Below are 13,714 nucleotides of genomic sequence, written 5' to 3'. Positions count from 1 at the left end.
CCTCTCCAGCCCCTCCGGCGCTTGAGGAGCGGGGGCCCGGGGGCAGAGCCCCCGGTTACGGGAAGGGGCGGGGCGGGGAACAGGCCCGCCGCAGGCGCACCCACCCCACCCGCGCCCACCCACACCCGCACCCGCACCCGCACCCGCACGCACAACGGCCGGGCCCGGACACCCCAAGGTGCCCGGCCCCGGCCGCAGAACAGCAGTCAGCGCACGCTACTTCTTGCGGCGCCGCCCACCACCGCCACCACTCTTCTGCGCCTTGCGCCGCTCGGCCCGGGTGAGCCCGTCCGACTCCGAGGAGCCACCGGCATCCGCGTTGGAGAAGTCGCCCTCGACGACACCGCCCTCCCCGTCCACCGTGGGAGCGGAGAAGTGCAGCCGGTCCGGACGCTGCGGAGCGTCGAGCCCCTTGGCCCGGATCTCCGGACGCGCGGCCGGCACCGCGTCCTCCTTGGTCAGCGACGTCGCCGCGTCCTGCACCGGAACCTCCTCGACCTGCTGCTCGACCTGGACCTCCAGGTTGAACAGGTAGCCGACGGACTCCTCCTTGATGCCCTCCATCATGGCGTTGAACATGTCGAAGCCCTCGCGCTGGTACTCGACCAGCGGGTCCTTCTGCGCCATGGCCCGCAGGCCGATGCCCTCCTGGAGATAGTCCATCTCGTAGAGGTGCTCACGCCACTTGCGGTCCAGGACGGACAGCACCACGCGCCGCTCCAGCTCACGCATGATGTCGGAGCCGAGCGTCTTCTCACGCTCGTCGTACTGCTCGTGGATGTCGTCCTTGACGGACTCGGCGATGAACTCGGCGGTGACACCCGCGAGGTCCCCGGCCGCGTCCTCCAGCTCGGCGACCGTGACCTTCACCGGGTAGAGCTGCTTGAAGGCGCCCCACAGCCGGTCCAGGTCCCACTCCTCGGCGAACCCCTCCGCCGTCTCCTGGCGGATGTAGTCGTCGATCGTGTCGTCCATGAAGTGACGGATCTGGTCCTGGAGGTCCTCGCCCTCCAGCACCCGGCGCCGCTCGCCGTAGATGACCTCACGCTGCCGGTTGAGCACCTCGTCGTACTTCAGGACGTTCTTACGCGTCTCGAAGTTCTGCTGCTCGACCTGCGACTGCGCCGACGCGATCGCCCGCGTCACCATCTTGTTCTCGATCGGCACGTCGTCCGGCACGTTGGCCATCGACATGACGCGCTCGACCATCTGCGCCTTGAACAGACGCATCAGGTCGTCGCCGAGCGAGAGGTAGAAGCGGGACTCGCCCGGGTCGCCCTGACGGCCGGAACGACCGCGCAGCTGGTTGTCGATGCGGCGCGACTCGTGCCGCTCGGTGCCCAGGACGTACAGCCCGCCGAGGTCCTTGACCTCGTCGTGCTCGGCCTTCACGGCCTGCTCGGCCTTCTCCAGGGCCGCGGGCAGCGCGGCCGCCCACTCCTCGACGTGCTCGACGGGGTCGAGTCCGCGCTGACGCAGATCGGCCTCGGCCAGGTCGTCGGGGTTGCCGCCCAGCTTGATGTCCGTACCGCGGCCCGCCATGTTCGTCGCGACCGTGACGGCACCCTTGCGGCCGGCCTGCGCGATGATCGGCGCTTCCCGGTCGTGCTGCTTGGCGTTGAGGACCTCGTGCTGGACACCGCGCTTGGAGAGCTGCTGCGAGAGGTACTCGGACTTCTCGACCGAGGTGGTGCCGACCAGGATCGGCTGGCCCTTCTCGTGCTTCTCGGCGATGTCGTCGACGACGGCGGCGAACTTCGCGACCTCGGTGCGGTAGATCAGGTCCGACTGGTCGGCCCGGACCATCGGCCGGTTGGTCGGGATCGGCACCACGCCGAGCTTGTAGATCTGGTGGAACTCGGCGGCCTCGGTCATCGCCGTACCGGTCATGCCGGAGAGCTTGCCGTAGAGGCGGAAGAAGTTCTGCAGGGTGATCGTGGCGAGCGTCTGGTTCTCGTCCTTGATGTCCACCCCTTCCTTCGCCTCGATCGCCTGGTGCATGCCCTCGTTGTAGCGGCGGCCGGCGAGGATACGGCCGGTGTGCTCGTCGACGATCATGACTTCGCCGTCGATGACGACGTAGTCCTTGTCCTTCTTGAAGAGTTCCTTGGCCTTGATGGCGTTGTTGAGGTACCCGACGAGGGGGGTGTTCACCGACTCGTAGAGGTTCTCGATGCCGAGCCAGTCCTCGACCTTCGCGACACCGGGCTCGTGGATCGCGACGGTCCGCTTCTTCTCGTCGACCTCGTAGTCGCCGGTCTCCTCGATGCCCTTCAGCGGGTTGCCCGCCTCGCCCTTCGCCAGGCGGGTGACCAGCTTGGCGAAGTCGCCGTACCACTTGGTCGCCTGGTCGGCGGGGCCGGAGATGATCAACGGCGTACGGGCCTCGTCGACCAGGATCGAGTCGACCTCGTCGACGATCGCGAAGTTGTGGCCGCGCTGGACGAGCTCGTCCTGCGCCCACGCCATGTTGTCGCGGAGGTAGTCGAAACCGAACTCGTTGTTCGTTCCGTACGTGATGTCGCAGCCGTACTGCTCACGGCGCTGGGCCGGAGTCATGTTGGCGATGATGCAGCCGACGCTCAGTCCGAGGAACTTGTGGACCCGGCCCATCAGCTCCGAGTCACGCTCGGCCAGATAGTCGTTGACCGTGATCAGGTGCACTCCCTTGCCCGAGAGCGCGTTGAGATACGCGGGCAGGGTGCCGACGAGGGTCTTGCCCTCGCCGGTCTTCATCTCGGCCACGTAACCGAGGTGCAGGGCGGCGCCGCCCATCATCTGGACGTCGTAGTGGCGCTGTCCGAGGACCCGCTTGGCGGCCTCACGGACGGTCGCGAATGCCTCGGGAAGCAGGTCGTCCAGGCTCTCGCCGTCCGCGTACCGTTCCTTGTACTCGTCGGTGAGCGCCCGCAGCTCGGCGTCGGAGAGGTTGACGAAGTCCTCTTCGATGGAGCTGACCTGGTCCGCGATGCGGTGCAGTTTGCGCAGGATCTTGCCTTCGCCTGCACGCATGAGCTTGTTGAAGACGGACACTGAGGCTGGTCTCCTTGCCGGTCGGGCCTGGCACTGGGTCGTGTTATGGACTCTGGCGCGGGCACGGCAGGTGGGCCCCACCGCAACGGCCATCGTAAGCGAGGACCCCGCCGCGCCGGGAGGGCTGCCACTGCGTTGACCCCGCAGTGCCCTTCCGAATCAACGGACGAAGGGCGCCGAAGGTGCCGGGAAGCCCGAAAAGTACTCGCAGGGCGGCCGGTCCCTCAGCAGAATCCGTACATGGAGCCGATCACTCTCACCACCGACCGCCTGCTGCTGCGCCCCTTCGCCCCCGGCGACGTGGACGAGGTGCACGCAGCCTGTCAGGACCCCGACATCCAGCGCTGGACGGTGGTCCCCTCGCCGTACGGCCGCGCCGACGCGGAACTCTTCGTCCGGCAGCTCTCGCCCGCGGGCTGGCAGGACGACTCCATGTACAACTTCGCCGTGGTGCTGCGCGACGGCGGGGCCCTGACCGGTGCGCTCGGCGTCAACCGGCGCAGCGGCCCCGGCACGTACGAGATCGGGTTCTGGAGCGCCCGGGAGCACCGCGGTCTCGGCCACATGACGGAGGCGGTCCTGTGCGCCGCCCGCTGGACCTTCGTCTCGCTGGGCGGGGACCGGCTGGAATGGCGGGCGGAGACCGGCAACGTCCCCTCGCGGGCCGTCGCGCTGCGGGCCGGCTTCCGCATGGAGGGCGACCAGCGCTCGGGGCTGCTCAACAAGGGAGTGCGACGCGATACGTGGACGGGCGCACTGCTCCCCTGCGACCTCGGCCTGCCCGGCACCCACGCCTATCTTCCGGCGGCCGACCCCGCCCGTCCGTGAGCGGGCCGCTTCCCCGCCCGGATGTCAGTGCCGCCCTCTAGGGTTCCTGGCATGACGTCTGTGCAGCCTCCCGCAGCCGAACTCTCCGCCGACCAGGCCCGCAGGATCGCTCTGCGCGCCCAGGGCTTCCTCGGCGCCCCGGACCGGCGGGGCGGGGTGCCCGGCGTCCTGCGGCACCTCGGCGCCGTACAGCTCGACACGATCTCGGTGCTCGCGCGCTCGCACGAACTGATCCCTTACGCGCGCCTGGGCGCGGTCGGCCGGCGCCCGGTCGAGGATGCGTACTGGTCGGGCGGCCGGGCCTTCGAGTACTGGTCGCACGCGGCGTGCATCCTGCCGGTCGAGGAGTGGCCGCATTTCGCCTTCCGCCGCCGCGCCTACCGCGCGCGCCCGCAGTGGCACCACGACCTGCCGGACGGCGTCTACGACACCGTCATCAAGCAGTTGCGCGCCGAGGGCCCGCTGACGGCGACGGAGCTGGGCGGCGCGAAGAACGGCGGCGAGTGGTGGGACTGGTCCGCCTCGAAGGTCGCCGTCGAGCGGGCCCTGATGTACGGCGAGGTGGTGTGCACCGAGCGACGCGGCTGGAAGCGGGTCTACGACCTCGCGGAGCGCGCCCTGCCCGCCGCGGTGCTGCACGACGATCTGGACGACGCCGAGTGCCTGCGCAGGCTGGTGGCGCTGGCGGGGCAGTCGCTGGGGGTCGGCACCCGTGCGGACATCGCCGACTACCACCGGCTCAAGGGCGAGCAGTTCGACGCGGTGGTGGCGGACTCCGGGCTGGTGCCGGTGACGGTGCGTGGCTGGGCGAAGCCGGCCTGGGCGGATCCGGCCGCGCTGGCCGCCGAGCCGCGCGGACGCCACCGCACGACACTGCTGTCGCCGTTCGACTCACTGGTCTGGGAGCGGGCCCGGACCGAGCGGATCTTCGGCTTCACCCACCGGCTCGAGGCCTACGTCCCCAAGCCGAAGCGGATCCATGGCTATTTCGCGATGCCGCTGCTGGCGGGCGGCATGCTGCAGGGGCGGGTCGACCCGGCCCGTGAGGGCACGACCCTGGTCGCCCGGCAGGTGTCCCTGGCGGGCGCGAAGGCCGTGGCACCGATGGCCGAGGCTCTGGTGGAGGCCGCCTCCTGGGTCGGCTGCACGGATGTCCGGCTGGAGCGGGTGGACGCGCCGGAGCTGCGCGGACCGCTCACCCGGGAAATCGCCCGCGTCCTGGCGTGACCGCACATTCCCGGGGCTTTACCCCCGGCCGTCTCACCTGATCTCGAGGATCTTCTCCCGCATCGCGTAGACCACGGCTTCCATCCGGGAGTGCAGCTGCAGCTTCTCCAGAATGTTGCGGACGTGGTTCTTCACGGTGTTCTCGGAAATGAAGAGTTCCTTCGCGATATCCCGATTGTTCATGCCCGTGGCAACCAGTTTGAGGACTTCGAGCTCACGCTCGGTGAGCCGGGGCGCCGGGACCAGCCGGCGCTCGTCGGTCCGCTGGATCATCGACTTGAACTCGGTGAGCAGTTTGGACGCCATCGACGGGCTGATCTGGGACTGCCCGTCCGCGACCGCGCGAATCGCGGTGGCGACCTCGTCCGTGGAGATCTCCTTGAGGAGATAGCCGGTGGCGCCCGCCTTGATCGCGTCGTAGAGGTCCGCCTCCTCGTCGCTGATCGTCAGCATGATGATCTTCGCGCTGGGCGCCACCTCCTTGATGGAGGTGCACGCCTCGATGCCGCCGCGCTTGGGCATCCGCACGTCCATCAGGACGATGTCGGGCAGCAGGTCGGCCGCCTTGTCGACCGCCTCCGCCCCGTCGCCCGCCTCGCCTACGACCTGGATGTCCTCCTCCTGCGCGAGGACGATCTCCAGACCTCTGCGGAACAGGGCGTGGTCGTCGACCACGAGGACCCGGATCGGCTCCTTGCGGGAACCGCTGTCGTCCGCCGCACCGGTATGTACACCGGCAGCATCGTCGGCATCATTCGCATCGCGCACGGGCCCGAAGGTGTCCGCCATCGTTCCTCCCCCTGAAGGCCACGGCCTGAAGTTCACAACTGTCCGCCAACGGCAGTTCACAGAGCACCGATTGGCTTGGGCCGCCATGATTTCATGCCTGGACGTCAGAGCGGTGATCCTGTGGTCGCACGCGGGTGCCCCTGGGGGCGCACGGGGCGCTCCAGGGGCACCACAGAAGTGGTGGCGTCAGCCGCCGAGCGCACCGCCCGCGCCGCCCGCCTCGTCGGCGGCCAGGGGGTCGGTCCTCAGGTGGATGACACCGTAGTCGTAGGCGTGCCGCCGGTAGACGACACTGGGTTCCTTCGTTTCCGAGTCGACGAACAGATAGAAGTCGTGACCGACCAGCTCCATCTCGTAGAGCGCCTGGTCGAGCGACATGGGCGCCGCCACATGCGTCTTCTCACGCATCACCAGCGGTCCTTCGCCCTGTACCTCGAGCGAGCCGATCCTGGTGGTGGGTACGGGCTGTGCCGCTTCGTCGACGATCAGTTCGCCGTCGCCGTTGAACGACGCGGCGTCCGGAACCATCTCACCGACCTCCGCAGCGGAGATACGGCCTGTGCCACGGCGGCTGTAGCGCTTGTCGTGCTGCTTGCGCAGCCGCGCCTCCAGCTTGCCTGTGGCCAGGTCCAGCGCTGCGTACGGGTCGCCTGCGGCCGCTTCTGCCCTGATGACCGGTCCACGCGAGCGGAGCGTGATCTCCACCCGGTCGGAACGGTCTGCCTGACGAGGATTCGGCTCCTTGGACACCTCCACGTCGAGGCTGATCACCTTGCCGTCGAACTTCTGGATCTTGTCCAGCTTCAGCTTCTCGGCCACGTGCTTGCGGAACCGCTCGGGCACCTCGGTCTTGCGGCCCTTGACGACGATGTCCACGCAGAACTCCGTTCCCGGATCGCTCCGCTCAGCGGCGGAGCGTCTCCCTTTTGCACCAGGCTCCGGTGATGGCCGGAGCCGCGGACTCGGTGACTTCCACCTCCTCCTCCCCCGTCGGCAAGGTCTCCACCCCACCGAATTTCCGGTTTCTGTACTGCCGGTGGGTCGCCTGCCCGAAACCTGGTGGTGCATTCGCCGAGGCCTGGCATTCACCATTCCTCACAACCGAACATAGCCTGCCCGGCCGGATGTCGGCACCCGCTACTCGCACGTACCTCCGTTCAGGTCTTTTTGCCCACTCACTACCTGCAACGATGCAACTTCAGTTCCAGTTCCGGTTTATTTCGAAGGCGGACGGAGAGGCTGCGACGACGGCCGCGTGACGCACCCCCGGAGCCGTGCTCCGCCACCCTCCGGCGCCGTCGATCACGCGTGCCGCCTCGGCCAGCGAGGCACCCGTCGTCAACAGGTCGTCCACCAGCACCACCCGTCCGGCGGCGAGCAGCCGCTCACCCCCGGCGACTACGCCCAGCGCCCCCGTCAGATTCGCCCGGCGCTCCCGGGCTCCGAGCCCCGACTGGTCGGCCACCGGACGCCGCTGCCGCAGCACACCGGCGACCCGGGCGGGCATACCCGCACGCCGCAGCTCCGCCGCGGCTGCCAGGGCGATGCGGCGGGCCGGATCGTGCCCGCGCGCGGCGACGGCGCGGCGTGCGGACGGTACGGGCACGAGCAGCAGCGGTCCCGGACCCGGCGACAGCCCCGCACCGGCTCTCACGGCACCCGCCAGCGCCCTGCCGGCCGCTCCGGCGAGCCCGAGTACACCTCGCTCCTTGTGGGCCAGCAGCACCGCCCGTACCGCGTTCTCGTAACCGGCGGCCGCATGCACCACGGGCAGCCCGGGAGGCTCCGGATCGGGGCTCACCCGGCGCGGCGCCCCGCCGTACAGCTGCGCGCCGCACTCCGCGCACAGCTCGGTCCGTGGTCTGCCGCAGCCGCCGCAGGCCACCGGCAGGACCAGTCCGGCGATCTCCCGCCACCACCCGCGCATGACTCCACTGTGCCCGCGCCGGGGCAGCCCGACCACCCCTGTGGACAACGCCCGGGCGCACCGCCTCCGCGGGCGTCAGCCCGGGTAGACCAGCGCCGACCCCTCCTTGAGGACCGACTGCCAGTTGTCGCCGGGCAGCAGCTTGAATATCCCTTCGCCGACCGTGTCCGCCATCAGCGGAAGCTGCTCGTCGTCCGCGGCGGCGATGGCCCGCACCTGGTTCACCCCGGGCAGCACGCCCGAGGACGGGGTCGAGCCGTCCGCCTGCACATAGCGGACCTGCTGCACCCCGCCCTGCTCCTTGCCGACCACCACAAGCCGGCTGCCACCCGACCACGACATCGCGGTCACGTCCACCAGCTGCGGCGCGGCCTGCCGCAGGTCCACCACGGAGGCCTTCTCCTTGCCCTGCGGCCCGTGCCGCTCGATCCGGCCGATCTTCAGCGTCGTCCCGTCGCCGTTCGTCAGCAGGAGCGCGATGCGCACCCCGTCCGACGACAGGCGCAGCGCAGTGATCCGGCTGCCGTCCAGACTCGGCACGGTGACCTCCTGGGGCTTGCCCGTGCCACCGGCGAGCCGCAGCAGCCGCGAGTTGCCGGGGTCCCGGTCGGCGACCCAGAGATCGCCCCGGCCGTCCCAGCTGGGCGCCGTCAGCCGGTTCTCCTCGCGTCCGGCCTTGCTGGTCACCGCCGGGACGGGAAGCTCTCCGTCCGCGGCGATGGAGGACACGTAGAGCGCGTCCGCGTGCTGCGAGAGCGCGGCAGCCGTCTGCTCGTCCCGGGCGACGCCGACGGCGCTCACCTTCAGCGAACCGGCGCCGAAGGGGCCGGCGACCCGCTCCGGCTCACCGCTGCCCCTGGTACTGCCGGGGATGCGCTCCACATGCCCCTTGGCGTCGACGAAGTACTGGCTGTCGGGCCCGCCCGACGAACCGTCGGGGGCGTACTCCTCGGCCTGGTCCGCATCGAGCACGCACAGGGCCGAGCCGTCGGACCGCTGCAGCTCCACCTGCTCGACGCGTGCCGATGTCAGGTCCCGGAGGGTGAAGAGCACCTGCGAGGCCATCATCCGGCAGGAGCGCTGCCCGGTGCCGTCCGCCTTCTTGTCGAGCGGGACCTTCAGCACGTTGCGGTCGTCGGGGGTCAGCGACGTGACACCCTTGCGCAGACCGGTTCCTGCCGGAAAACGCGAGGCGACCACCGGCCGCAGCCAGTCGGTGGGCCCCCTCAGGAGGCTGCGGACCGCCTGCGTCACCGTGTCCATTCCGGTCGCCGGATCGGTCCGGTTCCGGATGTAGACGGGGTCGGCGACCAGCGTGGACTGCGCCTCGCTCCGCCCGGTGGCGAAGTAGAACTTGTTGACGGAACGGTAGAGCCGCTTGAAGTCGGACTGCCCGAGCACCAGTCCGTCCGGCACCAGGTCGATGCGCCATTCCTTGCCGTCCGGACCGTTCTGCCGCACCAGTTGCAGGGTGCGGGAGTAGTCCGTCGGCGTGAGCGGCTGGTAGGCGTTCTGGTCGTCGACCGTCGCCACCTTCTCGCCGGTCAGGGTGTAGCTGACCTCGTTGGTGCTGCGGTCGCTCTCGTGGATCGGCCGGTCGCTGCGATTCGGCGCCTTGGCCAGCACCGTGGTGACGGCCCCCGGCTTCCAGTTGTTCGACGCCCTCTTCGTGAGGTACTGCCGCGTCGTCCGGAAGTCGGAGTCGTCGCTGGTCATCGACTCCAGGAAGCCGTCGACGACCTCGTTCGGAGTGGCGCCGTCACGCGGCGCGACCGCGTACACCTGCACCTGTGAGTCACCGGGCTGCGAGGCGTCCACCGCCTTGACGTCCCCCGTGACGGGCATCGAGCCGCACGCGGACAGCAGCACGGCACCACAGCCGAGCAGCACGGTGGCCCCCACCGCACGTCCACGGCCGCCCTGACGACGGTCAGTGCCCACGAGTCGTGTCCTCCCGCCCCGGATCCTGCCCCGGAGAGTCGTTGTGACCGGCCCGCCGCTCCTCGGCGGGACGCGGCACCACACGTGCGCCGTTGCCCGGCAGGGCTGCCGGATGCACCGAGGCCGGTGCGGTCCGGGCCGGCACGGGGTCGCGGGACGGTACGGGCAGGGGTGCCCGGTCCGCGCCTGCCGGCTGGGCGGGCACCGCGACCCGCCGGTTTCCGCCGGCCGGAGCGGGCGCGGCCGCTTCGCGGTCCCGGTTCTCCCGGTTGCGCCGCGAGTCCTCGGGCTCCAGCGGTATCGGCGAGCCGCGCAGCGGTTCGTCCGCCGTACGCGGCAGCGTCAGCCGGAACTGCGAACCCCCACCGGGCTCGCCCCAGGCCTGCAGCCAGCCGCCGTGCAGCCGTGCGTCCTCGACGGCGATGGACAGCCCCAGTCCGGTGCCGCCCGTCGTCCGGGCACGGGCCGGGTCGGCCCGCCAGAAGCGGTTGAACACCCGGGTCGCCTCGCCGGGCTTCAGCCCCACGCCGTAGTCCCGGACCGCCACGGCCACCGCTCCGCCGGCCACGCCCATCCGCACCACGACATCGCGTCCCTCGCCGTGCTCGACGGCGTTGACGACCAGATTGCGCAGGACCCGCTCGACCCGCCGCGCGTCGGCCTCCGCGATCACCGGCTGCTCGTCGCCGACCACCCGGATCCGGGTGCCCTTGCGCTCGGCCAGCGGCTCGGCGCCGCCGATCACACGTCGCACGACCTGCCTCAGGTCTATCGGCTCCGCCTCCAGCGCCGCGGCGCCCGCGTCGAACCGGCTGATCTCCAGCAGATCGGAGAGCAGCGACTCGAACCGGTCGAGCTGGTCCCCCAGCAGTTCCGCGGAGCGTGCCGTGACCGGGTCGAAGTCGACCCGTGCCTCATGGATGACGTCGGCGGCCATTCGCACGGTCGTCAGCGGGGTCCGCAGCTCGTGCGAGACGTCCGAGACGAAGCGCCGTTGCATCCGGGAGAGCTCCTCCAACTGCTGGATCTTCAGCTGGAGGCTCTGCGCCATTTTGTTGAAGGCTTCACCGAGGCGGGCGATGTCGTCCTCGCCGGTGACCTTCATCCGTTCCTGGAGCCGGCCCGCCGAGAGCCGTTCGGCGATCCCCGCCGCCATGCGTACGGGTGTGACGACCTGCCGCACCACGAACCAGGCGATGGCCCCGAGCAGGACGACCACGAACAGACCGGCGGTCGCCAACGTGCCCTTGACGAGCGTCAGGGACTTCTCCTCCTGCGTCAGCGGGAAGACGTAGTACAGCTGGTACGGATTGCGGTCGATGTCGTAGAGCCGCTTGCCCACGACGAGGCCGGGCTGCGACTCCTGCCCGTTCGCGTACTTGATCTGCGAGTAGGTCTGGAACGCTCCCGGGCCCTTGTTCACCGAATCGCGAAGCTTCTGCGGAATGCTCGCGGCCTCGACGCTGCCCGAGCCACGTGGCGCACGCGAGCCCTCGTCGGCGCTGAGCGCCACCACGTTGAAGGCGTTCTTCCCGCCGCTGGCGAGCTGGTCGACGAGCTCGGTCCGCCAGGAGTTGTTGCCCGTCGTCCCGTCCGCGGCGTCATTGCCCTGCCCACCGGGGGTGAGCGGCGCGTTCGCCTTCTCCTGGGCGGCCGCGAACCCGCCTGCGGCCTGAGTCTGGGCGGCCTTGCCCTTCGCGTCCAGCAGGCCGTTGCGCACCTGTCCGATCACGACGAGGCCGAGCAGCAGCACCACACCGAGCGACATCAGCAGCGTGCCGGCGACGACCCGCAGCTGGAGGTTGCGCCGCCACAGCCGAACGGCCGGGAGCAGCGGACGCCGCACCCAGCGCATCAGCAGCCGCGGCACCGGCCCGCCGGGCGCCCGGTCCTGGAACAACCGGCCGCCCTGCAGAAAGCGCCCGACCGGAGATGACGTGTGCCCTGAACCGGCAGCCCGCTCCGTACGGACTCCCGGCTCCCCGGGCTTCGGAGCAGTGCTACCCAGGGACATGTCAGCTCGGTCCGGCCTTGTAACCGACACCTCGGACGGTCACCACGATCTCCGGCCGCTCCGGGTCCTTCTCGACCTTGGAGCGGAGCCGCTGCACGTGGACGTTCACCAGACGCGTGTCAGCGGCGTGACGGTATCCCCAGACCTGCTCGAGGAGTACCTCACGAGTGAAGACCTGCCACGGCTTGCGGGCGAGCGCGACCAGCAGGTCGAACTCCAGCGGGGTCAGGGCGATGGACTGCCCGTCCCGCTTCACCGAGTGCCCGGCCACGTCTATGACCAGGTCACCGATGGTGAGCTGTTCCGGTGCCGGTTCCTCGGACCTGCGCAAACGTGCCCTGATCCGGGCAACCAACTCCTTAGGTTTGAACGGCTTGACGATGTAGTCGTCGGCCCCGGACTCCAGGCCCACCACCACGTCAACCGTGTCGCTCTTGGCAGTGAGCATGACGATCGGCACGCCTGACTCGGCCCTGATCAGCCTGCAGACCTCGATGCCGTCCCTACCGGGCAGCATGAGATCCAGCAGGACCAGGTCCGGCTTTGCCTCACGAAATGCAGCAAGTGCCTTGTCGCCGTCCGCTACGAACGACGGCTCGAACCCCTCACCACGCAGCACAATCCCGAGCATCTCGGCCAGTGCGGTGTCGTCGTCGACGACAAGGACGCGTCCCTTCATAAACGACATCATCCCATTAGCTAATCGTTACCTGCGATGATCTGGCACACAGCTCTGCCAGTCCGACTCCCGTGACCGGGGAGATTACGCCCTCCTCCGTCACGATCGCCGTGACCAGCTCCGGCGGTGTGATGTCGAAGGCGGGGTTGTACGCCGGGGTTCCCACCGGCGCCACGGGCACTGCGCCCGCTTCCCGCCCGTCGGCCCCCCATTGCGGCGATGTGAGCTCCGTCACTTCCCGCCCGGGGCGCTGCTCCACCGTGATGGACGCACCGTCCGCGGTGTGCAGATCCACGGTCGTGACCGGCGCCACCACGATGAACGGTACGTGGTGATACTTCGCGAGCACCGCCAGCGGATAGCTCCCCACCTTGTTCGCCACCGATCCGTCCGCGGCGATCCGGTCCGCCCCGATGAGCACCGCGTCCACCTCGCCCGCGGCGAACAGGGACCCGGCGGCGTTGTCGGTGAGCAGGCTGTACGGCATGCCGTTGCGCGCCGCCTCGTACGCGGTCAGCCGGGCCCCCTGCAGCAGCGGGCGGGTCTCGTCCACCCACAGCCGCCGGAGCCGGCCCGCCCGGTGTGCCGCGAGCGCCACCGCGAAGGCCGTGCCCTCGCCACCGGAGACGAGGGCCCCGGTATTGCAGTGGGTCAGCAGCCGGTGACCGCCGCCGGGCAGCAGCTCGTCCAGCAGGGCGAGCCCGAACCGCGCCATGTGCCCGCTGGCCACCGCGTCCTCTCGGTGCAGCGCCCGGGCCTCGTCCAGCGCCACCGCAGCGGCCTGCTCCGGAGCGGCCCCCTTGTCGACGGCCGCCCAGTACGCCCCGGCGGCACGCCGGACGCCGTAGCCGAGGTTCACGGCGGTGGGCCGCGCCTGCTCCAGCAGTCCTGCGGCCTCTGCCACGTCGTAGCCCCGCACGGCGGCCAGTGCCACCCCGTAGGCCCCGGCGATACCCAGCAGCGGCGCCCCTCGCACCGACAGTGTCCGGATCGCCTCCACCAGCGCGGGAACATCCGTACACACCAGCTCGGCCTCCTCCGCGGGCAGCCGTGTCTGGTCCAGAAGCACCAGCACGGGGCCGTCCGGAGGCTCGTCCCAGCGGAGTACGGGAAGCGCGGCGGGCTCGCTGCCCACCGGCGATTGCGCGTCCTGATCAGCCATCCGTCCAGTCTGCCCCGTAACCCGCCCGCACATGAAGGAACGAACGAGATACAGCGCCAGGCCCGGACGGGTGCCACGCGTGGCACGATGGCTGCCAACCTGACGCCCCGGTGA

The 13,714-nt window shown here is 70.1% G+C and carries 10 protein-coding genes; 2 read left to right on the top strand and 8 right to left on the bottom strand.

The window, feature by feature from the left end:
- Nucleotides 1-216: 216 nt before the first annotated feature.
- Nucleotides 217-3,033 carry a preprotein translocase subunit SecA gene (gene secA / locus OG521_24475; GenBank protein ID WUW23752.1) on the bottom strand — a complete coding sequence of 939 codons (2,817 nt, stop codon included), beginning with the start codon at nt 3,031-3,033 and terminating at the stop codon, nt 217-219.
- Between the two features lie 240 nt (nt 3,034-3,273).
- Here secA and OG521_24470 point away from each other — a divergent pair, with 240 nt between their 5' ends.
- Both OG521_24470 and OG521_24465 read left to right on the top strand, forming a co-directional pair.
- The gene (locus OG521_24470; GenBank protein WUW23751.1) at nt 3,274-3,861 is read left to right on the top strand and encodes a GNAT family N-acetyltransferase; all 588 of its coding nucleotides are present in this window, start codon (nt 3,274-3,276) and stop codon (nt 3,859-3,861) included.
- A 51-nt stretch (nt 3,862-3,912) separates the two neighbouring features.
- Complete coding sequence (locus tag OG521_24465) at nt 3,913-5,088, top strand: winged helix DNA-binding domain-containing protein (protein ID WUW23750.1); 1,176 nt, start codon at nt 3,913-3,915, stop codon at nt 5,086-5,088.
- 33 nt (nt 5,089-5,121) lie between these two features.
- Here OG521_24465 and OG521_24460 read toward each other — a convergent pair whose 3' ends face one another.
- The 7 genes from OG521_24460 to mtnA all read right to left on the bottom strand — a co-directional run bounded on the left by OG521_24460 (nt 5,122) and on the right by mtnA (nt 13,600).
- Nucleotides 5,122-5,877, bottom strand: coding sequence for a response regulator transcription factor (locus OG521_24460; protein WUW23749.1), 756 nt, complete (start codon nt 5,875-5,877; stop codon nt 5,122-5,124).
- Nucleotides 5,878-6,063: 186 nt separating this feature from the next.
- Nucleotides 6,064-6,753 carry a ribosome-associated translation inhibitor RaiA gene (raiA, locus tag OG521_24455; protein WUW23748.1) on the bottom strand — a complete coding sequence of 230 codons (690 nt, stop codon included), beginning with the start codon at nt 6,751-6,753 and terminating at the stop codon, nt 6,064-6,066.
- Nucleotides 6,754-7,075: 322 nt separating this feature from the next.
- Entirely contained in the window at nt 7,076-7,804 is a 729-nt protein-coding gene (locus OG521_24450; protein ID WUW23747.1) for a ComF family protein, read from the bottom strand.
- 75 nt (nt 7,805-7,879) lie between these two features.
- Nucleotides 7,880-9,649, bottom strand: coding sequence for an LpqB family beta-propeller domain-containing protein (locus OG521_24445; GenBank protein WUW26788.1), 1,770 nt, complete (start codon nt 9,647-9,649; stop codon nt 7,880-7,882).
- Between the two features lie 85 nt (nt 9,650-9,734).
- A complete protein-coding gene (gene mtrB / locus OG521_24440; protein ID WUW26787.1) occupies nt 9,735-11,600 on the bottom strand; it encodes an MtrAB system histidine kinase MtrB in 1,866 nt (621 codons plus the stop codon).
- A gap of 160 nt (nt 11,601-11,760) precedes the next feature.
- A complete protein-coding gene (mtrA, locus tag OG521_24435) occupies nt 11,761-12,438 on the bottom strand; it encodes a two-component system response regulator MtrA (GenBank protein ID WUW23746.1) in 678 nt (225 codons plus the stop codon).
- Between the two features lie 16 nt (nt 12,439-12,454).
- Nucleotides 12,455-13,600: an S-methyl-5-thioribose-1-phosphate isomerase gene (gene mtnA / locus OG521_24430; protein WUW23745.1), complete on the bottom strand. Its 1,146-nt coding sequence runs from the start codon at nt 13,598-13,600 to the stop codon at nt 12,455-12,457.
- Nucleotides 13,601-13,714: the final 114 nt, after the last annotated feature.

It is taken from the genome of Streptomyces sp. NBC_01463 (genome assembly GCA_036227345.1).
In the GTDB taxonomy this organism is placed as follows: domain Bacteria; phylum Actinomycetota; class Actinomycetes; order Streptomycetales; family Streptomycetaceae; genus Streptomyces.
The sequence above is the reverse complement of the archived record's forward strand: the minus strand, read 5'-3'. Positions and strand labels throughout refer to the sequence as shown.